The sequence below is a fragment of the Burkholderia cepacia complex sp. TUM26381 genome, from assembly GCF_057439935.1.
In genome coordinates this window covers 1,509,598-1,531,990 of the sequence record NZ_CM172006.1, presented here as the reverse complement: position 1 = coordinate 1,531,990, position 22,393 = coordinate 1,509,598, and the positions used below count along the sequence as shown (strand labels likewise).

Annotated in this window: 21 protein-coding genes; 4 read left to right on the top strand and 17 right to left on the bottom strand. The window is 69.0% G+C overall.

Translation table 11 applies throughout. The features are described from left to right. Window positions 1-112: 112 nt before the first annotated feature. The 7 genes from ACWMMN_RS07240 to ACWMMN_RS07210 all read right to left on the bottom strand — a co-directional run bounded on the left by ACWMMN_RS07240 (window position 113) and on the right by ACWMMN_RS07210 (window position 6,233). On the bottom strand, window positions 113-817 hold the full coding sequence (locus ACWMMN_RS07240; RefSeq protein ID WP_340624040.1) for an ABC transporter ATP-binding protein: 705 nt from the start codon (window positions 815-817) through the stop codon (window positions 113-115). Then, window positions 814-1,566 carry an ABC transporter ATP-binding protein gene (locus tag ACWMMN_RS07235; RefSeq protein WP_059234811.1) on the bottom strand — a complete coding sequence of 251 codons (753 nt, stop codon included), beginning with the start codon at window positions 1,564-1,566 and terminating at the stop codon, window positions 814-816. The genes ACWMMN_RS07240 and ACWMMN_RS07235 overlap by 4 nt, the downstream gene beginning before the upstream one ends. Beyond that, window positions 1,563-2,792 carry a branched-chain amino acid ABC transporter permease gene (locus tag ACWMMN_RS07230; protein ID WP_059234813.1) on the bottom strand — a complete coding sequence of 410 codons (1,230 nt, stop codon included), beginning with the start codon at window positions 2,790-2,792 and terminating at the stop codon, window positions 1,563-1,565. The genes ACWMMN_RS07235 and ACWMMN_RS07230 overlap by 4 nt, the downstream gene beginning before the upstream one ends. Next, window positions 2,785-3,720 carry a branched-chain amino acid ABC transporter permease gene (locus ACWMMN_RS07225; protein ID WP_174994408.1) on the bottom strand — a complete coding sequence of 312 codons (936 nt, stop codon included), beginning with the start codon at window positions 3,718-3,720 and terminating at the stop codon, window positions 2,785-2,787. The genes ACWMMN_RS07230 and ACWMMN_RS07225 overlap by 8 nt, the downstream gene beginning before the upstream one ends. Window positions 3,721-3,729: 9 nt before the next feature. Beyond that, window positions 3,730-4,167 carry an acyl-CoA thioesterase gene (locus tag ACWMMN_RS07220; protein WP_486423156.1) on the bottom strand — a complete coding sequence of 146 codons (438 nt, stop codon included), beginning with the start codon at window positions 4,165-4,167 and terminating at the stop codon, window positions 3,730-3,732. Between the two features lie 139 nt (window positions 4,168-4,306). Then, entirely contained in the window at window positions 4,307-4,843 is a 537-nt protein-coding gene (locus ACWMMN_RS07215; RefSeq protein ID WP_059234819.1) for an NUDIX domain-containing protein, read from the bottom strand. 121 nt (window positions 4,844-4,964) lie between these two features. Next, the gene (locus ACWMMN_RS07210; protein ID WP_486423155.1) at window positions 4,965-6,233 is read right to left on the bottom strand and encodes a YbfB/YjiJ family MFS transporter; all 1,269 of its coding nucleotides are present in this window, start codon (window positions 6,231-6,233) and stop codon (window positions 4,965-4,967) included. A gap of 123 nt (window positions 6,234-6,356) precedes the next feature. Here ACWMMN_RS07210 and ACWMMN_RS07205 point away from each other — a divergent pair, with 123 nt between their 5' ends. Beyond that, window positions 6,357-7,271 (top strand): LysR family transcriptional regulator, encoded by a 915-nt coding sequence (locus ACWMMN_RS07205; RefSeq protein ID WP_486423154.1) that lies wholly within the window; start codon window positions 6,357-6,359, stop codon window positions 7,269-7,271. 131 nt (window positions 7,272-7,402) lie between these two features. On the opposite strand, the gene alaS is transcribed toward ACWMMN_RS07205, so the two are convergent. Beyond that, window positions 7,403-10,027, bottom strand: coding sequence for an alanine--tRNA ligase (gene alaS, locus ACWMMN_RS07200; protein ID WP_059234825.1), 2,625 nt, complete (start codon window positions 10,025-10,027; stop codon window positions 7,403-7,405). A gap of 253 nt (window positions 10,028-10,280) precedes the next feature. Between alaS and ACWMMN_RS07195 the strand changes: the two genes are divergently transcribed. Then, a complete protein-coding gene (locus tag ACWMMN_RS07195) occupies window positions 10,281-11,501 on the top strand; it encodes a CaiB/BaiF CoA transferase family protein (protein ID WP_340624035.1) in 1,221 nt (406 codons plus the stop codon). A 33-nt stretch (window positions 11,502-11,534) separates the two neighbouring features. On the opposite strand, the gene ACWMMN_RS07190 is transcribed toward ACWMMN_RS07195, so the two are convergent. Both ACWMMN_RS07190 and ACWMMN_RS07185 read right to left on the bottom strand, forming a co-directional pair. Beyond that, entirely contained in the window at window positions 11,535-12,083 is a 549-nt protein-coding gene (locus ACWMMN_RS07190; protein WP_059234828.1) for an RBBP9/YdeN family alpha/beta hydrolase, read from the bottom strand. 190 nt (window positions 12,084-12,273) lie between these two features. Next, window positions 12,274-12,483, bottom strand: coding sequence for an ornithine acetyltransferase (locus ACWMMN_RS07185; protein WP_006497729.1), 210 nt, complete (start codon window positions 12,481-12,483; stop codon window positions 12,274-12,276). A gap of 253 nt (window positions 12,484-12,736) precedes the next feature. Between ACWMMN_RS07185 and ACWMMN_RS07180 the strand changes: the two genes are divergently transcribed. After that, on the top strand, window positions 12,737-14,446 hold the full coding sequence (locus ACWMMN_RS07180; protein ID WP_059234830.1) for a glutamine--tRNA ligase/YqeY domain fusion protein: 1,710 nt from the start codon (window positions 12,737-12,739) through the stop codon (window positions 14,444-14,446). 107 nt (window positions 14,447-14,553) lie between these two features. Here ACWMMN_RS07180 and ACWMMN_RS07175 read toward each other — a convergent pair whose 3' ends face one another. From ACWMMN_RS07175 to ACWMMN_RS07165, 3 genes are all read right to left on the bottom strand, one after another. Further along, on the bottom strand, window positions 14,554-15,024 hold the full coding sequence (locus ACWMMN_RS07175; RefSeq protein WP_174994416.1) for an NUDIX hydrolase: 471 nt from the start codon (window positions 15,022-15,024) through the stop codon (window positions 14,554-14,556). An 11-nt stretch (window positions 15,025-15,035) separates the two neighbouring features. After that, complete coding sequence (locus ACWMMN_RS07170; RefSeq protein WP_059236811.1) at window positions 15,036-15,422, bottom strand: hypothetical protein; 387 nt, start codon at window positions 15,420-15,422, stop codon at window positions 15,036-15,038. Between the two features lie 102 nt (window positions 15,423-15,524). Next, entirely contained in the window at window positions 15,525-16,910 is a 1,386-nt protein-coding gene (locus ACWMMN_RS07165) for a cytochrome-c peroxidase (protein WP_486423153.1), read from the bottom strand. 224 nt (window positions 16,911-17,134) lie between these two features. On the opposite strand from ACWMMN_RS07165, the gene ACWMMN_RS07160 reads away from it, so the two are divergent. Next, on the top strand, window positions 17,135-18,721 hold the full coding sequence (locus ACWMMN_RS07160; protein WP_486423152.1) for an acid phosphatase: 1,587 nt from the start codon (window positions 17,135-17,137) through the stop codon (window positions 18,719-18,721). Window positions 18,722-18,813: 92 nt separating this feature from the next. Here ACWMMN_RS07160 and ACWMMN_RS07155 read toward each other — a convergent pair whose 3' ends face one another. Genes ACWMMN_RS07155 through ACWMMN_RS07140 form a run of 4 tightly spaced genes read right to left on the bottom strand, consistent with a single transcriptional unit; the run spans window position 18,814 to window position 22,392 of the window. After that, on the bottom strand, window positions 18,814-20,298 hold the full coding sequence (locus ACWMMN_RS07155; RefSeq protein WP_486423151.1) for an alginate export family protein: 1,485 nt from the start codon (window positions 20,296-20,298) through the stop codon (window positions 18,814-18,816). Next, window positions 20,295-20,990: a YoaK family protein gene (locus ACWMMN_RS07150; RefSeq protein ID WP_059234840.1), complete on the bottom strand. Its 696-nt coding sequence runs from the start codon at window positions 20,988-20,990 to the stop codon at window positions 20,295-20,297. Before ACWMMN_RS07150 ends, ACWMMN_RS07155 begins: the two co-directional genes overlap by 4 nt. After that, window positions 20,987-21,904, bottom strand: coding sequence for a glyoxalase (locus ACWMMN_RS07145; RefSeq protein WP_256085886.1), 918 nt, complete (start codon window positions 21,902-21,904; stop codon window positions 20,987-20,989). Before ACWMMN_RS07145 ends, ACWMMN_RS07150 begins: the two co-directional genes overlap by 4 nt. Before the next feature lie 26 nt (window positions 21,905-21,930). Then, the gene (locus tag ACWMMN_RS07140; RefSeq protein WP_174994399.1) at window positions 21,931-22,392 is read right to left on the bottom strand and encodes a DoxX family protein; all 462 of its coding nucleotides are present in this window, start codon (window positions 22,390-22,392) and stop codon (window positions 21,931-21,933) included. Window position 22,393 lies beyond the last annotated feature (1 nt).

Sequence of the window (22,393 nt, the reverse complement as noted above, 5' to 3'; positions counted from 1 at the left end):
GCGGCGCCATGGCAACCGGCCTGACTGGAAATTTACTTTGCGGCACCGCAGCGATAAAGCGGCCCGAAGCGAATTGACTGGCGGAGTTTGCCGAACAATCGGTCGCGCGCCGTCACCCGGCGCTCAGCCAGGCATTGGCGACTTCGCCGCCCAGGCCGTCGAGCGCGCCGTCGTAGACGATCCGTCCGCGCCCCATCACCGCGACGCGCCGCGCGAGCCGCGGCGCGAACTGCAGCCGCTGCTCGATCAGCAGGATCGCGACACCGTCGGCCTGCAACGCGGCGAGGCACGCGCCGACTTCGTCGACCGCGAGCGGCGCGAGCCCTTCGGCCGGCTCGTCGACGATCAGCACGCGCGGGCTGCCGGCCAGGGCGCGCACCAGCGCGAGCACCTGCTGCTCGCCGCCCGACAACCGCCCGGCTTTCACGTCCGCGCGCGCGGCCAGCAGCGGAAAGCGGTCGAACAGGCGGTCGAGCGCCGCGCGTTCGGCCAGGCCGCTAGCGCCGCGCAACCCGAGCCGCAGGTTGTCACGGACCGTCAGCAGCGGGAACACGTCGCGGCTTTCGGCCACGTAAGCAACGCCGTGCCGCGCGATCTCGAACGTCCTCGCGCCCGCGCATTCCGCACCGGCGATGCGCACCGAGCCGGCCGTGCGCACGAGCCCCATCACGGCCTTCGCGAGCGTCGAACGCCCCGAGCCGTTGCGGCCGAGCAGCGCGAGCGTCTCGCCCGGCGCGAGCGCGAGATCGACACCGTCGAGGACGGGCTGCAATCCGTACCACGCACGCAGGCCGCGAATGTCGAGCAGCGCGCTCATGCGCGGCCCTCGCCCAGATACGCGGCCCGCACGCGCGGATCGGCACGGATCGCATCGGGCGCACCGGTCGCGACCACCGTGCCGCGCACGAGCACCGTGATGCGTTCCGCGAAGCCGAACACCGCGTCCATGTCGTGCTCGATCATCAGCACCGTGCGACCCTGCGTCGTCGCGCGGATCAGCGCGATCATCCGCGCCGCCTGCGCGCGGCTCATGCCGGCCGTGGGCTCGTCGAGCAACAGCGTGCGCGCGCCGCTCGCGAGCGCGATCCCGAGATCGAGCGCGCGCTGTTCCGCATAGCTCAGTTCGGCGGCCGGCGTGTCGCGCCGCGCGTCGAGACCGATGTCGTGCAGCACGCGCGCGGCCGCGAGATCGACCGACGCCGATTCGCGCAGCCGGTTCCACCAGCGCCGCCGTTCGGCCGGCGCATGCAGCGCCGCGCAACGCAGGTTGTCGAATACCGTCAGCCGCGCGAACGCGCTGGTCTGCTGGAAACTGCGGCCGATGCCGAGGCGGCTCGCGACGACCGGCCCGCGTCCGCGCAGCTCGACGCCATGCAGCACGACACGCCCGCGCGTCGGCCGCGTCGCCCCCGCAATCACGCCGAACAGCGTCGACTTGCCCGCGCCGTTCGGCCCGATCAGCGCATGACGCTCGCCGGCCGCGATGCTCAGCTCGACACCGTCGAGCACGGTCTGCGCGCCGAAGCGCTGCACGACGCCATGCAGCGCGATCGCGTTGCCGTTCATCGCGCATCCTCCCGCTTGCCGGCCTGCCCGCCCTGCACGAACCGGGCGCGCCAGCCCCACAGCAGCGTGCCGATGCCGGCCGCCGAGCACGCGACGGCCCAGCCGGCCGGCGTATCGGCGTCGATGCCCCATGCGCCGAATGCGAGGCCCGTGCCGTCGTCCTGCGCGAAGCGCCACGCATAGCCGAGTTCGGCCGCGCAGACGATCGCGACGGCCCAGAACACGCACGCGCCGACCGCGCACAGCATCCGCCACCGCTCGGGCGCCGGGGCATCGCGCCGCATCGCCCGCGCGAGCGCCTGCGCGATGCCCGCGAGCCCGCGCGGCGCGGCCACGACGATCGCGACGAACAGCACGCCGAGATACAGCGCCCACGCCCGCGACACGCCCGCGACGCCGATGCTCAGCGCGGTCAGCACCGCCGCGCCGGCGGCCGGCCCGAAGAACGCGCCGGTGCCGCCAATCACCGCGGCGATCAGCACGGTTGCCGAGCGCGCCATCGACACGCTGTCGGGCGTCGCGATCTCGATGTCGATCAACGTCAGCGTGCCGGCGATGCCCGCGAAGAACGATGCGCACGTGACCATCGCAAGCCGCACGCGGCGCGGATCGGTGCCGAGCGCGGCGACGCGTGCCGGGTTGTCGCGCACCGCGTTCGCGAGCCGCGCGAGCGGCGTGCGCGTCAGCGCGTGCATGGCCCACGCCGACACGACGCACCACGCGGCGATCACCGCATACGCGTGCGCCGGCGCGCCGAAATGCCAGTTGCCCCACGGCGTGCCGCTCGCGCGGTCGATCGGCACGCCGCCGAGACCGCCGAACCACGCCGGTACGCTCCACGCGGCCGCCGCGACGCATTCGCCGAGCCCGAGCGTGATCATCGCGAACGCGGTGCCGGAACGGCGCGTCGCGAGCAGCCCCGCGACGAACCCGAATCCCGCGCCGGCCACACCGCCGACGAGCGGCAGCAGCGGCAACGGGCCGCCCAGATGGTTGAACCAGTGCGCGGCCGCGAACGCGCCGAGGCCCGCGAACGCCGCGTGACCGAACGACAGCAGCCCGGTCGTGCCGAGCTGCAGGTTGTACGACAGCGCGAGCACGACGAGCGCGGCCGTCTGCGCGAGATAGCCGAGCACCGCGCCATGCGGCCACAGCCACGCGGGCAGCGCGAAGCACGCGGCGAACAGCGCCCAGCGCACGCATCCGGCCAGCATGCGGCTACGCATCGGCACGTTCTCCGAACAGTCCGCGCGGCCGCGCGACCAGCACCGCGACGAGCAGCAGGTACGGTACCAGCGGCGCGAGTTGCGCGATCGACACCGCGGCCACGCTGTCAGGCAGCGCGATGCCGGCCCATTGCGCGAGGTCGCGCAGCGACGTGTCGCTCGCGGCCGCGAAGGTCTGCGCGAAACCGACCGCGAGCGACGCGACGAACGCGCCGCCGAGCGAGCCGAGCCCGCCGATCACGACGACCGCGAACACGACCGACCCGACGGTCTCGGCCAGCGCGGGTTCGATCACCGCGAGCGGCGCGCCGATCACCCCGGCCAGCGCGGCGAGCGCGGTGCCCGCGCCGAACAACGCCGTCATCACGCGCGGCACGTCGTAGCCGAGCGCCTCGACGGCCGAGCGATGCGTGAGCGACGCACGCACGACGAGCCCGATGCGCGACACGCGCAGCAGCGCGCCGAGCGCGACCAGCATCGTCGCGGACATCGCCATCATGAACAGCCGGTAACGCGGCAATGCGAGGCCGAAGACGGTCACGGGTGCGCCGTCGAACAACCGCGGCACGGGCGCCGGCAGCGGCGCGAGGCCCCAGACGAGCTTCGCGCCCTCGCCGATCAGGTACGCGAGACCGAAGGTCAGCAGCAGCTCGCTCGTATGACCGCGCGCCTGCACGCGGCGCAGCAGCGCGCGTTCGCAGCCGGCGCCGAGCAGCCCGACCGCGAGCGGCGCGAGCACGAGCGCGGGCCAGAAGCCCGCGTGGGCTGCGATGCTGTAACCGACATACGCGCCGAGCATGTAGAAGCTCGCATGCGCGAAGTTCAGCACGCCCTGCACGCTGAAGATCAGCGTGAGGCCGGCCGACAGCATGAACAGCAGCAAGCCGTAGCTGAGGCCGTTGAAGGCCTGGAGCGCGAACGCGTGCACCGCGAGCCGTCAGACCGTGAGCGGCTCGAGCGCGGCGCGCAACGCATCGGGCAGCGGCACGGGGCGGCGCGTCGCGCGATCGACGTACACGTGCACGAAATGCCCTTGCGCGGCGGGCGACGCATCGCCTTGCGCGAACAGCCCGACCTCGTAGCGCACGCTCGACGTGCCGAGCTTCACGACGCGCAGCCCCGCGTCGACCGACTGCGGGAACACGAGCGGCGCGAAATAGTTGCACTGCGTCTCGACCACCAGCCCGATCGTCTGCCCGTGCTCGACATCGAGTACGCCCGCGCGGATCAGGTACGCGTTCACGACCGTGTCGAAGTAGCTGTAGTAGACGACGTTGTTCACGTGCCCGTAGACGTCGTTGTCCATCCAGCGGGTCGTGATCGGCAGGAAGTTGCGATAGGCGTCGCGCGGACGCGGCTGCGGCTTGTCGGACATGGCGATGGCGGTCAGGACGATGGGAGCGATGAGGACGACGCGCGGCGGCCGTAAGGCGCGGCACGGCGGCGGGAAACGCGCCGCCGTGCCGCGATCGCTCGCGGTGCGGCGGATGAAACCTTGCGGGCAGGCCGGCCCGTCACTGGCCCGGCCGGTCGACGAACTCGAAATCGAGGCCGCGCGCGCGCATCCAGTCGGCGAGCGCGATACCCGTCCCGGCACGCCACGGGCGCAGCAACGGCGGATCGACGAGCTTGTATTCGAGCAATTCCGGCGACAGCGACACCGAGCCCGACGCACGCACGTGGTACGCGATGATCAGCTCGTTCTTGCGGATGAATTCGTACACGCCGACGAGCGACACGTGCTCGGCCTTCAGCGCGGTTTCCTCGAACACCTCGCGCGCGATGCCGTCCTCGGGCGTTTCGCCGTTTTCGAGGAAACCGGTGATCAGCGCGAACATCCCTTCGGGCCAGGCCGCGTTGCGTGCGAGCAGGATCTTGCCGTCGAGCTCGACGATCGCCGCGACGACGGGCAGCGGGTTGTTCCAGTGCACATAGCCGCAGGTGTCGTCGGGACATGCCTGGCGAATGCGGCCGCCTTCATGTTCGGGATCGGCGCGCTCGGTCAGCGGGCTCGCGCAGCGCGGGCAAAAGCGGTAGTCGGCGGTGGTCATCGATGGGGATCTGGCGAGCGCCGGACGGCCGCCAGCCGGCTGCCCGCGCACCCGCTCGGCGCGGGAAAGGCTTCATTCTAGCGAGTTTGCCCGCGCCGCAGACGATCCGGCCCCGCCGGCGTCAGAATTGCCGGCGCCCGCGTGCGGCGGTGGCCGCGAAGCCGGCCGCGCCGGTCAGCAACGCGGCCACCGCGACCCACAGCGCGGGCGTAAACGACCCGGAATGCGCGGCCAGCGGCGCTGCGACGAGCGGCCCGAGTATCTGCCCGACACCGTACGAGGCGGTCGCATAACCCATCAGCCCGGCCGCGCGCTCGCCGTGCAGGCGCCGCGCCTCGCGCATCGCGAACAGCGTGATCGCGGTGAACGGCAGGCCGAGCAGCGCGCTGCCGACCGAAAAGCCGGCCGCATTCGGCCACACGATTCCGGCAGCGATGCCGAGCGCCTGCGTCGCGCAACCAGCCGCCAACAACAACCGGTTGTCCCAGTGCCCGGGCAGCCGCGCGGCGGTGATCGCGCCGACGATCAGCGCCGCGCCGAACATCGGCCAGAACAGGTCGGGCCACGGCGAACCGGCCGGCAGTGCGGCGCGCGCGATCACCGGCAGGAACGTCGCGGTGATGATGTAACCGAAGCCCGGTGCGCCGTACAGCCCGACGAGCCATGCGGCGTCCGCGCGATGGTTTCGCATGCCGGCGGCAGGTGGCGTTGAAGGGCCCGTCGAAGCGGCCGTCGCGCCGGCGGCCGCATGCGGCGCGGCGGCAGCCGGCGGGGCCGCGTTCGCCCGCGTCGTGCCGAACGTGCGCCAGATCGCGACCGACAGCACCGCCGACAGCGCCGCGAAACCCAGCCAGCCCGCCGCCGCGCGCTGGCCGGCCAGCGCACTGCCGAGCAGCCCCGTCACGACGATGCCGACGCCCGGCCCCGCGTAGATCACCCCGCTCCACTCCGGCGCATACAGCTCGGCCAGGCGCCGCAAGCCCCATTGCGACACGAACACGAACGTCCACGCACTGACGACGCCCGCGACGAACCGCACCGCGAGCCACACCGGCAGCAGGTGGCCGACGCCCATCGCGGCGGTCAGCAGCACGGTGGCCGCGAGCCCGAAGCGCACCATCCGCGCGGGCGCGACGCGCACCGCCGCGCAACTGACCGCGCCGGCGAAGTAGCCCGCATAGTTCGCCGACGCGAGCCAGCTGCCGGCCTTCAGGCCGATCGAGCCGTCCGCAAGCATCAGCGGCAACAGCGGCGTGAACGCGAAGCGGCCGACGCCGAGTACGACGGCGAGGCCGATCATGCAGGCCAGCGCGGCCGCGCGGGCACGGCGGTCGGCCTGATCGGACGAAAGCACGCCGGCAGCGGCGGTCGGGACATCGAAGCGGGACATGGCGGCAGCGGCCGGCACTCAGCGCGCCGGCCGGATCGGAAATCGGAATGTTTGCATCGTAGCTTGACCAAACGTTCTCGAAAAATGAATAATTGAGAATCGACTCATCCTCTGGAGAGAATCATGGATCTGGCCGCGCTGGCGATATTCCGGGCGGTCGTGCGCGAGAACGGCGTGACGCGTGCGGCGGCCAAGCTCAATCGCGTGCAGTCGAACGTCACGACGCGCATCAAGCAGCTGGAGGAAGAACTCGGCGCGGCACTGTTCGTGCGCGACGGCCGCCGGCTCGTGCTGACGCCGGCCGGCCACACGCTGCTGCCGTACGCAGAGCGCCTGCTCGCGCTCGCCGACGAAGCGCGCGACGCGGTGCGCGAAGACACACCGCGTGGCCGCCTGCGGCTCGGCACGATGGAAAGCACGGCGGCCAGCCGGCTGCCGACCATACTTGCGCACTATCACCACGCGTGGCCCGACGTATCGCTCGAACTGCTGACCGGCACGACGGGCTGGCTGATCGACCGGGTGCGCGACTTCGAGATCGACGCCGCGCTGTTCGCGCGCCCGCCCGAGCCGGCGTCACTGCCCGACACGTTCGAGACGGTGCCGATCTTCCGCGAGAACCTCGTGTTGCTGACGCCGCGCGGCCATCCGCCGGTGCGCACGCCGCGCGACGTGATCCTGCCGACGCTGATCGCGTTCGAGCGCGGCTGCACGTATCGCAAGTACGTCGAACAGTGGTATGCGGCACACGGCGTGAAGCCGGCGCGCGTGCTCGAACTCGGCTCGTATCACGCGATCGTCGCGTGCGTCGCGGCCGGCGCGGGCATCGCGGTCGCGCCGCGTTCAGTGCTCGATCTGCAACCCGAGACCGGCAACATCACCGCGCACACGATCCCCGACCTCGAAGGCATCGACACACTGCTCGCGTGGCGACAGGGCTACGCGTCGGCGGCGCTCGCCGCGCTGCGCGATGCGCTCACGGAAGCCGCGCGGCCGCCTGGCGACGCGACGAAGCCGCCGGTGACCGTGACGGCCTGACCCGTGTTCGCGCGTCGCCGCACCGATCGACGCGCACAAACAAAACGACCCGACCGGCGCCTGCCGATCGGGTCGTTTTTCCATTCAGGCGATGCCGTCAGTGACACGGCATCGCATCGATCGCGTCACGATCAGAGCCGCTCTTCGACCCAGCCCTTCACGCCAGCCAGCGCGCCCGGCAGGTTTGCAGGCTCGGTGCCGCCTGCCTGCGCCATGTCCGGACGGCCGCCGCCCTTGCCGCCGACCTGCTGCGCGACGAAGTTCACGAGCTCGCCGGCCTTGACCTTCTTGCTCGCATCCGGCGTGACGCCCGCGATCAGGCTGACCTTGCCGCCTTCGACGGCCGCCAGCACGATCGCCGCGCTCTTCAGCTTGTCCTTCAGCTTGTCGACCGTTTCGCGCAGCGTCTTCGCGTCGGCGCCGTCGAGCGTCGCGGCCAGCACGTACACGCCGGCCACTTCGACTGCCTGCTGTGCGAGCTCGTCGCCCTGGCTCGAGGCGAGCTTCGACTTCAGCGCGCCCAGCTCCTTCTCGAGCGACTTCACCTGGTCCTGCACCTGCGCGATGCGCTGCGTGAGTTCCGACGGCTGCGCCTTCAGCGCGGCCGCCGCTTCGTTCACGCGCGCGTCGAGTTCCTGCACGTAGCGCACCGCGTTGTCGCCGGTGATCGCCTCGACGCGGCGGATGCCGGCCGCGACGCCGCCTTCGACGACGATCTTGAAGAAGCCGATGTCGCCGCTGCGATGCACGTGCGTGCCGCCGCACAGTTCACGCGAAAAGCCGAGGTCGAGCACGCGCACTTCGTCGCCGTATTTCTCGCCGAACAGCGCCATCGCGCCGCCCTTCACCGCTTCGTCGTACGGCATCACGCGCACGATGCCCGGCGCGTTGGCCAGGATCTCGTTGTTGACGATCTGCTCGACACGACGGATTTCGTCGTCGGTCATCGGTGCGTTGTGCGCGAAGTCGAAGCGGGTCTTCTCCGCGTCAACCAGCGACCCCTTCTGCTGCACGTGCGCGCCGAGCACTTCGCGCAGCGCCTTGTGCATCAGGTGGGTGGCCGAGTGGTTGCGCTGCGTGCGGGCGCGGCGATGCGCGTCGATTTCCGCGCGCAGCACGTCGCCGACCTTCAGCGCGCCCTGCTCCAGCGTGCCGTGATGGCCGATCACGTCGGCCTGCACCTTCAGCGTGTCGGCCACCGCGAAGCGCGTCGCGGCGTTCGCGAGCACGCCCTGGTCGCCGACCTGGCCGCCCGATTCCGCGTAGAACGGCGTGTGGTCGAGCACGACGACCGCATCCTGGCCGGTCTTCACCTCGTTGACCGACGAGCCGTCGACGTACAGCGCGACGACCTTCGCGTCGTCGAACGCGATTTCCTCGTAACCGTGGAAGGTGGTCTTCGCGCCCGTGTATTCGAGGCCCTGTGCGGCCTTGAACTTGCCGGCCGCGCGCGCCTGCTCGCGCTGACGCGCCATCGCGTCGTCGAATGCCGGCTCGTCGACCGTCATCCCGCGCTCGCGGCACACGTCGGCCGTGAGGTCGAGCGGGAAGCCGTACGTGTCGTGCAGCTTGAACGCGAGTTCGCCGTCGAGCACCTTGCCGCCCTTCGCCTCGACGTCGGCCAGCGCGCCTTCGAGGATCGACATCCCGTGCTCGATCGTCTCGAAGAAGCGCTCTTCTTCCTGGCGCAGCACGTCGGTCACGCGTTGTTCGGCTTCCTTCAGCTCCGGATACGCGACGCCCATCTCGGCGACGAGGTCGGCCACCAGCTTGTGGAAGAACGACCCCTTGCGGCCGAGCTTGTAGCCGTGGCGGATCGCGCGGCGCACGATCCGGCGCAGCACGTAGCCGCGGCCTTCGTTGCCGGGAATCACGCCGTCGACGATCAGGAACGAGCATGCGCGGATGTGATCGGCGATCACCTTCAGCGAGTTGTTCGTGAGGTCGCTGATCTCGGTCACGCGCGCGGCGGCCTTGATCAGGTTCTGGAACAGGTCGATCTCGTAGTTGCTGTGCACGTGCTGCAGTACCGCGGCGAGGCGCTCGAGGCCCATGCCGGTGTCGACCGACTGCTTCGGCAGGCGCGTCATGTTGCCCTGCGCGTCGCGGTTGAACTGCATGAACACGAGGTTCCAGATCTCGATGTAGCGGTCGCCGTCTTCTTCGGGCGATCCCGGCGGGCCGCCCCACACGTCCGGGCCGTGGTCGTAGAAGATTTCGGTACACGGGCCGCACGGGCCGGTGTCGCCCATCGTCCAGAAGTTGTCCGACGCGTAGCGCGCGCCCTTGTTGTCGCCGATGCGGATGATGCGCTCGGTCGGCACGCCGACTTCCTTCGCCCAGATGTCGTATGCCTCGTCGTCTTCCTGGTAGACGGTGACCCACAGCTTGTCCTTCGGCAGCTGGTAGACCGTGGTCAGCAGCTCCCACGCGAACTTGATCGCGTCGTGCTTGAAGTAGTCGCCGAACGAGAAGTTGCCGAGCATCTCGAAGAACGTGTGGTGGCGCGCCGTGTAGCCGACGTTCTCGAGGTCGTTGTGCTTGCCGCCCGCGCGCACGCTGCGCTGCGCCGTCGTGGCGCGCGAGTACGGGCGCGGGTCCGTGCCGAGGAAGACGTCCTTGAACTGGACCATGCCCGAGTTCGTGAACATCAGCGTGGGGTCGTTACCTGGCACGAGGCTCGACGAGCGGACGATCGTGTGGCCCTTCGATTCGAAGAATTTGAGGAATTTCTCGCGGATTTCGGCAGCTTTCATGGCGTGCGGGGACAGTCTGGCAAAGACGGCTTCAAACGCCGGCGCCCTTGGTGGGCGCTCGACGGCATGGATTCGGAAACGATCGATTATACGGGATCGGGGCCGGCTTCCGGGCAAAGCGCCGGCAAAGCGGCTCGGCCATCCGGACGGCCCGGCTGGGCCACCCGGATGGCCGATTCGCCTTAAGATGCTCGGCATGCCAATCGGCCCTGCCCGACAAGGCAGGCCAGCCATGAAAGGAGACGATTCGACGATGGGTGCCCTGAGCCATATCCGCGTGCTGGACCTCACCCGCGTGCTCGCGGGCCCGTGGTGCGCGCAGACGCTTGCCGATTTCGGTGCGGACGTGATCAAGGTCGAGCGCCCGGGCGCCGGCGACGACACGCGCCACTGGGGGCCGCCGTACCTGAAGGACGCGGACGGCGCGGATACCGCCGAGGCCGCCTACTATCTCGCGGCGAACCGCAACAAGCGCTCGGTGACGATCGACATCGCGACGCCCGAGGGCCAGCAGATCGTGCGCGAACTCGCCGCGCAAAGCGACGTCGTGCTCGAGAACTACAAGGTCGGCCAGTTGAAGAAATACGGGCTCGATTACGACTCGCTGCGCACGGTGAAGCCAGATCTCGTCTACTGCTCGGTCACCGGCTTCGGCCAGACGGGCCCGTACGCGCACCGCGCGGGCTACGACTTCATCGTGCAGGGAATCGGCGGCTTCATGAGCATCACCGGCGAGCGCGACGGCGAGCCGGGCGGCGGCCCGCAGAAGGCAGGCGTCGCGATCGCCGATCTCGCGACCGGCCTCTATTCGACGATCGCCGTGCTCGCCGCGCTCGCGCACCGCGACCGGACCGGCGAAGGCCAGTACATCGACATGGCGCTGCTCGACGTTCAGGTCGCGCTGCTCGCGAACATGAACACCAACTTCCTCGCGAGCGGCAACCCGCCGGTGCGCTGGGGCAACGCGCATCCGAACATCGTGCCGTACCAGACGTTCCAGACGAGCGACGGCTGGATCATCGTCGCGGTCGGCAACGACGGGCAGTTCCGCAAGTTCGTCGAGGCCGGCGGCCGGCCCGAACTGGCCGACGACGAGCGCTTCGCGACGAACCCGTCGCGCGTGCGCCATCGCGACACGCTGGTGCCGATCCTCGCGGAGATGGTGAAGACGCGCGGCAAGGCCGACTGGATCGCCGTGCTCGAAGCGGCCGGCGTGCCGTGCGGGCCGATCAACGATCTCGACGAAGTGTTCGACAACGAGCAGGTGATCGCGCGCGGGATGCAGGTGTCGCTGCCGCACCCGTGCGGCGCCGACGTGAAGCTCGTGCGCAACCCGATCCGGATGAGCGCGACGCCGCCGGACGCGCGCACGGCCCCGCCGCTGCTCGGCGCGCAGACCGGCGACGTGCTGCGCGACATGCTCGGCTACGACGACGCGCAGATTGCCGCGCTGAAGGCGAAGCAGGCGATCTGACGTGCCAGGCTCGCGCGGTGGCGGACGGCCCGCCTACCGCGCGAGCGCGTCGAGCCAGCCGCGCGCGGCCGGCCAGTCGCCGAGCCCGCTGTCCGCGTTGATGTGGCCGCGCGGGCCGATTTCACGGAATTCACTGCCCCACGCGTGCGCGCAGCCGCGCGCGAACGCGAGCGAACCGTACGGATCGTCGCTGCTCGCGACGACGCAGGTCGGAAACGGCAGCCGCTCGTGCGGCACCGGGCCGAAACCGTGCGCGCCGGCCGGAAACGCCGGCCCGGCGGGATCGGGCAACGCGACGAGCAGCGCGCCGCGCACTTTCGCGAGCGCGGCCGGGCGCGCATAGCGCGTCGCCCACCATGCGGCGGTCAGCGTGCCGAGGCTGTGGCCGGCAATCAGTACCGGCCCGCGCGCGGCTTCGACCGCGCGGTCGAGCGCGAGACACCAGCCGTTGCGGAACGCGCGGTCCCAGTCGGGCATCGAGACACGCGAAAAGCGCGCATCGGCGCGCTCCCAGCGGCTTTGCCAGTGAAGCGGGCCGGAATTGCCGTAGCCCGGCAGGACGAAAACGAAGGGGTCGCTCATGGAGGGTTCGTCGACGAATGGAATCGTGATGTGGCGTCGACGAAGTGTCGCACACCCTCCTCTCCCTGATGCTGCCTGTCAAAATCCGGGGATGTGCGTGAAATTCATGCGGGCCGTGACGCGTTCAGACCGGCGTCACGACCGGCCGGCGTTCAGCGGCGCCCGCGTCGCGGGCATCCGCCGGCCTGGATCAGCGTACGCCGGCGCCGACCAGGCCGCCTGCCGCCGCACCGGCGACCGTGCCGACCGGGCCACCCGTGATCAGGTAGCCGAGCGCGCCGCCCGCGGCCGCGCCGATACCGGCATTACGTTGCGTATGCGTCATCGCGCATGCGCCGAGTTGCGACAGGGCCGCGACGATCACTGCGGTACGAACGAGAAAAGTGGTCTTCTTCATCATGGTTATTGGCTTCCTTCCGCCCGGAAAAAAATACGACTGGCGGCGTTGTATCGGTAAAGCCATCATAGGAAAACCCGAACGGCGCGGGCAATCCGATTTACGTCGTGTTACAGCCGACACAGACTCGATATATTGCGTTACGCATTGCGAACGCAGGGTGCCGGACCCGCAACCCGCGCGGGACGGACCCCGGTCAGGTAGAATTACAGGATTAAACCGGCGCGACGCGCCGACACAACCTGACGCCAACCGCATGAGCACCGAACGCAACGACGCCCCCGCGGCTTCCAATTTCATCCGCAACATCATCGACGACGACAACCGCACCGGCAAATGGGGCGGCCGCGTCGAGACGCGCTTCCCGCCGGAGCCGAACGGCTATCTGCACATCGGCCATGCGAAGAGCATCTGCCTGAACTTCAGCGTCGCGCGCGACTACGGCGGCGTGTGCCACCTGCGCTTCGACGACACGAACCCGGAAAAGGAAAGCGTCGAGTACGTCGACTCGATCGTCGACGCGGTGCGCTGGCTCGGCTTCGACTGGCGCAAGGACGCGGTCGATCATCAGTATTTCGCGAGCGACTACTACGACAAGCTGTACGAGTTCGCCGAGCTGCTGATCAAGCGCGGCAAGGCGTATGTCGACAGCCAGAGCGCCGATGAAATGCGCGCGAACCGCGGCTCGCTCACCGAAGGCGGCAAGCCGTCGCCGTTCCGCGGGCGCACGCCGGAAGAAAACCTCGACCTGTTCCGCCGCATGAAGGCCGGCGAGTTCAAGGAAGGCGAGCACGTGCTGCGCGCGAAGATCGACATGGCTTCGCCGAACATGAACATGCGCGACCCGGTGATCTACCGGATCCGCTACGCGCACCACTACCGCACCGGCGACGCATGGTGCGTGTATCCGATGTACGACTACACGCACTGCATCTCGGATGCACTGGAAGGCATCACGCATTCGCTGTGCACGCTCGAGTTCGAGGATCACCGCCCGCTGTACGACTGGGTGCTGAACGAACTCGCGGAAGCCGGCATGTTCACGCGCCCGCTGCCGCAACAGATCGAATTCTCGCGCCTGAACCTCACGTACGCGATCACCAGCAAGCGCAAGCTGCTGCAGCTCGTCACCGAAGGCCACGTCGACGGCTGGGACGACCCGCGGATGCCGACGATCGTCGGCGTGCGCCGCCGCGGCTTCACGCCGGAGAGCATCCACCTGTTCTGCGAACGGATCGGCGTGACGAAGATCGATTCGTGGATCGACATGAGCATCTTCGAAGGCGCGCTGCGCGACGACCTCGACGACAAGGCCGCGCGTACGGTCGCGGTGCTCGATCCGCTGAAGCTCGTGATCGACAATTATCCGGAAGACCTCGAGGAAGCGTGCACGGCGCCCGTGCACCCGCACCACCCGGATCGCGGCGTGCGTACGTTCCCGATCTCGCGCGAGCTGTGGATCGAGCGCGAGGATTTCGTCGAAAACCCGCCGAAGGGCTATTTCCGCCTGTTCCCGGGCAACAAGGTGCGCCTGCGCTACGGCTACGTGATCGAGTGCACGGGCTTCGACAAGGACGCCGAAGGCAACGTGACGGCCGTGCACTGCAACTACTTCCCGGACAGCAAGTCGGGCACGGAAGGCGCGAACACGTACAAGGTCAAGGGCAACATCCACTGGGTCAGCGCGAAGCATGCGCAGCCGGCCGAAGTGCGGATCTACGACCGCCTGTTCAAGGAGCCGCATCCGGACGCGGGCGGCGCGAACTTCCTCGAGGCGCTGAACCCCGATTCGAAGAAGATCGTGCAGGCGTACGTCGAGCCGGGCAACGGCGACATCGCGCCGGAAACGCGCCTGCAGTTCGAGCGCCACGGCTACTTCGTTGCCGACCGGGTCGATTCGAAGCCGGGCAAGCCGGTGTTCAACCGGATCGTCGGGCTGCGCGACAGCTGGGGCAAGCCGGCCTGACGGCCTGCTCCGCACGGCGGCGGGCGGCTTCGACAGCCGCCGTCGCGCGACCATGAAAAAACCGGCCCAAGGGCCGGTTTTTCATTGCGTGCATCGAAGCGGAACATTCACCCGCCCGACAACCGCCGATGCAGGTCCGCCAGCGACAGCTTCGTGCGAAACAGCCGCGCGAGGCTGCGGCTCGCATACGCGTCGATGTCGGCCAGCACGGTCCAGCGGTACGCATCCATCTCGGGAATCATCGAGCCGTCGCGACGGCTCGGGAACAGCGACGTGCACGTGCACTGCGCGGGATCGATCTCGCCTTCGGCCACCTGCACCGCGAACAGGTGCAGATCCTTGTCGTGCCGGTACGCGAAGCGGCCGAGATCGAGCAGCCGCGCGGGCGCGAACTCGATGCCGGTTTCCTCGAGCAGTTCGCGCAGCGCGGCGTCGGCCGGCGTCTCGCCGGGCTCGCCCTGCCCCTTCGGGATATCCCAGTGCGTGGTATCCGTCGCGTGCGCGAGGAACACGCGACCCGCCGCGTCGAGGATCACGACGCCGCACGACACCGTGCGCGGCGCGCCGCCCCGCTTCATCGCACGCGTGCTCAGCGCTTCTGCAGCTGCCACTTGCCCGCGCCCGTCTTGCAGTAGACGGGCTTGAGGGTCATCGTCTGGCCCTTCGCGGTGACTTCGGTGGTGATTTCGCGGCAGGTCTTGCCATCCGTCTCGGTCGTGGCCGGCGTGAGCTTCGCGTCGATCTGCGTGCCGCGGCCGCTGCTCTGCCACGTCGTGACTTCGCCGTCCTTGCCCTCGTCGCGCGCCTGCACGACTGCCTTCGAAAGCGACGCACGGTCGGTCTTGCTGAAATAGCTGATCGGCGTGTCGTTCAGGAAGTTCAGGTTGTTCTGCGCATGGGCAGGCAGCATCGCGGCTGCGCACGCGGCGCCGGCCAGCACACGCGTGACGACGGAAAGGGATGCACGCATCGACATGTTGTTCTCCTTGGATGTTCGGTCGAACGGCGCGGTGCAGGCCGGCGAACCGGCACGCACCGCGCCCGTCAGCGAGCGAGCATAGCATGCGTGCTGCAATGTCTAGTGCCCGGCCGGCGCGGCCGTTTGCGGATATCCGTCAGTCAGCGTGCCGAGGAACGCGATCACGTCCTTGATCTCGGCCGCGTTCAGCGCCGGCGGCTCGCCGCGCTTGCGGTCGAACGGCGCTTCGCGGTTGATGTTCGGCCAGTAGCGCTTCGGCAGATCGTCGTAGATCTGCACCTTGCCATGCACGACCGGGTAGAACTTCTCCGGGTGGATGTCGCGCTCGACGTAGAAGCGCATCACGTCCTCGAGCGTGTGATACACGCCATTGTGGAAGAAGGTCTTGCGCAGCGCGACGTTGCGCAGCGACGGCGTGCGGAACAGTCCGCAGAATTCGTCGCGGCCCTTCAGGTCGGTGCGCTCGGGGCCGCACGCGCCGAGATCGAAGAAGCGCGGGTCGCGGTTGACGGGCAGCGCGCGGTTGCGCGGCACCGCGATCGCGATCAGCCCGAAATCGCTGAACTGCGGCGGCGTGCCGTCGAGCGCGCGCTGGCTGATGTGGCAGCTCGCGCAATTGCCCTTCTTCTCGTCGTTGAACAGCTGCAGCCCGCGCAGCTCGGCCGGCGTGAGCTGCGCACGGCCCGCGAGATACGCGTCGTACTTGCTCGTATACGGCGAGAACAGCTCGGGCGTCTGCTCGAACGTTTCGAGCGCGCGCAACACGGCCTTGAACGTGGCCGCGTCGTCGTCGAGCACCTTCACGCCGAACACCGCCCGGAACTCGTCCGCATACGGCGCAGCCTTCACGGCCTGCACGACCGTCGCGGGCGAGCTGTTCATCTCGAACGGCGACGTGAGCGGAATGCGCGCCTGCTCGGCGCCCGTATCGACGCGACCATCCCACGTGAGGCCGCCCGTCGGGCCCGCGTCGACGCTCTCGTCGCCTTCGTCGTCGGAATCGTGGAAGTGCTCGGTGAACTGCGGCACGCCCTGCAGGTACTTCAGCGACGGCACCGCACGAAAGCCCGGCCGCTTCATGTCGTCGCCGCCGAACTGCACGGCGAGCGCATTGGGCGGCCCGAACGCGTGATCGGGGCTGTGGCAGGACGCACACGCCAGCTTGCCGGAACCTGACAGCGTAGGGTCAAAGAAAAGTTGCTTGCCGAGCGCCGTCATCCGGCGCACGCCTTCGTAAACTTGTGCCCGCGTCTGCGGCTGGTTCGTCGCGACCACGGCGCCGCTCGCGGCAACCGTTGCGGACGCAACCAGGCTCGCAGCGCCCGGCGCACTCGCCGCGCTGGCGGCTTGCGCGGACGGCGTGCCGGCACCGGGCTGTCCGTCACAGCCGGCAAGGGTGACGAGCGTGGTGGCCAGCGCGAATGCGCCGGCGAGATGCAGCCACGAACGCGCGAACGCGCCGGCTGTCGGTTGGCGAGGCTTCATCGATTCGTCGGAAAGTGGGTTCATGAGCGGCCGGAGTTTATGTCAGCCGCATGACCGTTACATGACGCCTCGCCGACAGCTAATCGAAAGGACGCCTACACCCGCCTGTCAAATCGCACCCTCAAAATGCGTGCAGCCGGACATGCCACGGTCACCTCGCGAACCGGCGGTACACGAATGCGCCGGTTCCCCACGCGACAAGAGAGAGATAGAGAGTACAACGGATGAAAAACCACGCCTGGATTCGCTTTACACCGATCGCCGTAGCCGCGGCCGCCGCCCTCACCGCCTGCGGCGGAGACGACGTGCAGCAGCAGGGCCTGTCGACGGTGAAGAACGTCGTCGTCATCTACGCGGAAAACCGCAGCTTCGACAACCTGTACGGCAACTTCCCGGGCGCGAACGGTCTGCAGAACGTGACCGCGGCCAGCGCGCAGCAGAAGGACCGCAACGGCCAGCCGCTCGCGACGCTGCCGAAGGTCTGGGGCGGCCTGACCGCGAAGGGCGTGACGCCGGCCGTGACGGAAGCGATGACGGCGAACCTGCCGAACGCACCGTTCGCGATCGACGATCCGAGCGGCTTCAACACGCCGATGAGCGTGACGACGCGCGACCTGTATCACCGCTTCTACGAGAACCAGATGCAGATCAACGGCGGCAAGAACGACATGTTCGCCGCCTGGGCCGACTCCGGCGGCCTCGTGATGGGCCACTACACGCCCGACGCGACGAAGCTGCCGCTGTGGAAGATCGCGCAGCAGTTCACGCTGGCCGACAACTTCTTCATGGGCGCGTTCGGCGGCTCGTTCCTGAACCACCAGTACCTGATCTGCGCCTGCGCGCCGTTCTACGCGAATGCGGACAAGAGCCCGGCCGCGGGGTCGATCTCGGCCGTCGCCGCCAACGGCAAGTCGCTGCAGCTCGCGACCAACTCGCCGGCGTCCGCACTCGACGGCATTCCGAAGTTCGTGAACTCGGGCAACCTGACGCCGGACTTCTACGCGATCAACACGATGCAGCCGCCGTATCAGCCGAGCGGCAACAAGGCGGCTTCCGGCGGCGATCCGAACCTCGCCGATCCGTCGGCCGCGTCGACGCTGCCGCCGCAGTCGCAGCAGAACATCGGTGACCTGATGACCAACGCCGGCGTGTCGTGGGCATGGTACGGCGGTGCATGGAACCAGGCACTGCAGGCCGCGCAAAGCGGCACGGCCAACGTGATCTACGGCCCGAACATGACGGCGCCGAACTTCCAGCCGCACCACCAGCCGTTCAACTACTACGCGAATCAGGCGCCGGGCAGCACGAGCCGCGCGCAGCACTTGCTCGACGGCGGCACCGACGGCAGCGAGTTCATCAAGGCGATCGACGCGGGCACGCTGCCGCAAGTCGCGTTCTACAAGCCGCAGGGCAACCTGAACGAACACGCGGGCTACACGGACGTGTCGAGCGGCGACCAGCACATCGCGAACCTGATCGCCCACCTGCAGGCAAGCCCGCAGTGGAAGAACATGGTCGTGGTCGTCACGTACGACGAAAACGGCGGCTTCTGGGATCACGTGTCGCCGCCGAAGGGCGATCGCTGGGGCCCGGGCACGCGTATTCCGGCGCTGATCGTGTCGCCGTTCTCGAAGAAGGGTTTCGTCGACCACACGCAGTACGACACCGCGTCGATCCTGCGCTTCATCACGCGCCGCTTCTCGCTGCCGCGCCTCGCGGGCCTGCAGCAGCGCGACGACGCGCTGAAGGCGAACGGCGGCCAGCCGATGGGCGACCTGACGAACGCGCTCGCGCTGTCGCCGAACCTGTAACGGCATCGCGACGAACGGGCCGGCGGCATCGCCGGCCCGAGCGCACGAAGGGCGGCCTCCGGGCCGCCCTTTTTCATGCGCACGCGTGCCGGTTACCAGCCGTACTTGAGCTCGACACCGACGTAATCGGCGTTGTGCCCGCCCGCCTGCCGGATCGCATCGCCGACCTGGAAATGCACGGCCTCGATCGCACCGATCAGGTTCGCGGCGATCGTCCAGTCCGCGCGCAGCTGCACGTACATCCCCGTCCACAACCCGCCCTTGCCTGCCGTGCCCGGCACCACCGCGTTGCCTTGCTGGTAGACGGCGTCGCCGGTCGTCTCGCGCCACTGGAAGCCGAGCGCGCCGAGCAGCGACAGGTTCGGCGACGGCTTCAGCGTCACGGACGGCTTCACGTGGATCAGGTTCGAGTAGCCCGTGAAGCCCGCCAGCGTGAAGTAATAGCCGTTCGGAAACAGCGGGTTGAAGGTGCCGACGCGGCCGTCGTGCGGATTGCGGTCACCCGACGCCGCATCGACCTGCAGCGCGACGCGCGGCGACCACGGCGCGTCGAGCCGGTAGCCGGCGATCGAGCCCACTGCCCACGCGCGGATCGAGCTGCTGCCGACCGTGCCCGTCTGCAGCATCGTTTCGAAGTCCCAGTCGAAGCGGCCCTGCGTACCGGTGTAACGCACGTCCCATACGTCGCGCCGCTCGGCACCGCTCGCGTCGAGAAAGCGCGCGTTGCTGCGGTTGTAGCGCGACCAGTAGCCCGACAGGTCGCCGGGCCCGACCGACTGCCGCTCGAAACGCACGCCGCTGAACGTGAGGTCGCGGTTCGACACGTCGTCGAATGCGGACACGGTGCGGTTCTGCACCGGCTGCGTCGCATACGCGATGAAACGCCACTTCTGGTACTCGTAGTCGGCCCACACCGCATCGAACGCCTGCCGCACGTTCGGGCCGTCGCGCGCGGCGATGAAGCGCTGCAGGTCGAACGCCATCTCCTGGCGGCCGACGCGGAACTTGAACGTGCCGCCGCCGAGCGCGCCCGTGTAGGTCGCGAACGCCTGTTCGAGATCGAGCGGATTCCTGTCGACCGGCGAGATGGTGTTCTTGCCGTACGCGCGATCGTCCTGCAACTGCACGAAGAACTGCCAGTGCTGGCCGAGATGCGCATCGGCATGCACTTCGACGCGCTGGATCAGGTACGTATCCGATTGAGCGGAGCCGATGCCGAACAGCGGCGCGTCGTTCGTTTCGAGGCGCTCGCGCAGGTTCACGCCGAGCGACAGATAGGAGGCCGGATCGTTGCCGAGCGGAATGTACTTCAACCCGTCGAGCGGCGCGCGCGGCACGCATGGATTCGCGAGCACCGACCAGTCTTCCTGCCAGCGGTTGAACAGTACGGTCGGCCGCTTGGCCGTACACGTCGACGCGGTGCCGTCAGAGGCCGGCGCCGCTGTCGTTGCCGTTGCCGTTGCGGTGGCCGCGAACGCAGCATCAGCCCCCGCGATCAGCAGACCTGCGACGACCGACGCGCGTGCCGCACGGCCGAAGCGGCGCGCGCGGCGATTCCGTTCCCGCCACCGGCTCATGCGCGCTCCTGCTTGACGGTGACGGCCCCTTGCGACGCGCACAGCGCGAGCGCCGCCAGCGCGCAGACCGGCGCGAGCAGCGCCAGAAACCCGACGTAGCGGAACCCGAGCGCACCGCACGCCGCGCCGAGCGCGAACGCGACGATCGCCGGCAGCATCTTCGCGAAGCGCGCGCGTGCGGCCGCGCGCACGTTGTCGGCCGTGCCGGCGGACAGCATGTCGACGACGTCGAGGATCGCCTGCGTGACGTTGCCGGTCATCACGGTGTTCGGCACGCCGGCACGCGGGATCACGCGCGGATGCGCGTTCTGCACGCCCATCGCGAACGTGCCGACGATACCGGCCACGAGCGCCGGCAGGCTGTCGGGCTGCGTGACGGGCGTCGCCCACACGCCGGCCGCGCAGAAGCCGAGCAGCAGCACGGCCTGCACCGCATGCAGCGCACGTGTGCCCTGCCACGCAGGCCGCGCGGACATCGACCGCGCGATCAGACTGCTCGCGATCACGCCGCACACGAATGCGGGAAACACGCTGAGCTTCAGCACGACACCCTGGCCGAAGCCCGCGATGCCTGCGCCGATCAGCACGAAGTTGCCCGTCACGTGCGCGGTGAACAACCCGAACAGCGCGACGAAGCTCAGCGTGTCGACGAAGCCGGCCACCGCGGCAAGGATCGTGTCCTCGTGCTTCATCGCGCTGCGCCCGCGTGGATCTCGGCGACGTAGCCGCCCGGGAACTGCACGAGCGCCGCGTCGCGGCCGGCCGACGTGAACGCCGGCACGAGCACGGTCACGCCCGCGGCCTGCGCCTTCTTCAGCGTCGCGGCGAGATCGGGCACTTCGTACCCCGTCATATCGCGGCCGAACGGGTAAGGCAGATGGCCGTCGGTGGCGAGCACGGTCATCTTGCCGAAGCCCGATTCGATGCGGATGCGTCGGTACGTGTCGTTCGGCCGGCCGATCTCGACACCCGGCGCGTTGCGCACGTCGGACACGACCTTGCCGTGCGAGAACGCGACGAAGTCGCGCACGAGCGTGTCGGCGCTTTCCGGCGACACATACACGCGGTTCTCGGGCACCGTCTCCAGCGCGTCGTAGTGCGGCGCTTCGGTATGCCAGTACAGCTGCATGTTCACGCCGCCCGGCCAGCGGATGATCGCGTCACGCCCGATCGGATCGGGGAACGTGTCGACGACCACGTCCGCGCCGTGCGCGCGCGCCGACGTCACCGCGACGTCGAGATCGGTGACGAGATAGCCGGTGCGCTCCGCACAGAACGGATACGGGATCGGCGTCTTGAAACCGAACACCGAGATCGTGCCGACCGGCGTGAGCACGAGCTGCGACATCGTCTGGCTCGGCGTCGGCGTGACCTGGAATACGCCCTGCTTCGATTTCTTGCCGCCGAACGTCGCGACGAAGCTGTCGGTGAAACGGTCGAAATCGTCGGGCGACACGCACACGTGCGTCGTGTCGTACTGCGGGCCGACCGCGACGGCCGGTGTCGTGACGGCCTTTGCGACCGGCGTCTTCGCGAATGCGACAGGCGCGACGGCGAGACCGCCCGCGATCATCGCGGCGAGCAACACGGAACGAATGATTTTCATGAAGGGGTTTCCTGGTTGTTTTATCGTCATCGAGTGGTGCGGCCGTCGCCGGCCGCGTGCTTCGTATCGGCAAGCAGCGTCGCGAGCACGAGTGCCGCGATCAGTCCGAGATGCTCGAAAAAGCTGTTGAGCGCCATGAAGTGCTCTGCGCCCGTGCGGTTCCAGAAGTCGTTCGCCACCGCCATCGCGACCAGCGTCAACATGCCGAGGCTGCCGGCGCCGAGCCACGTGAAGCGGTTGAACACCACGCACAGCGAGCCGGCGATCTCGACCGCGATCGCGAGCGCCGCCCACAGCGCGGCCGGATGCAGACCGAAATGCGCCTGCTCCGCAACCGCGCCGTCGAAGTCCAGCGCCTTCGCGACGCCGCCGATCAGGTACGCGGACACCAGCGCCAGACGCACGAGCGGCAGGACCGCCGGCCGCGCCAGCAGCATGCGCACCCACGCCGGGTTGCCGACGCCGACGGAATGGGTCGGAGTCGCCATG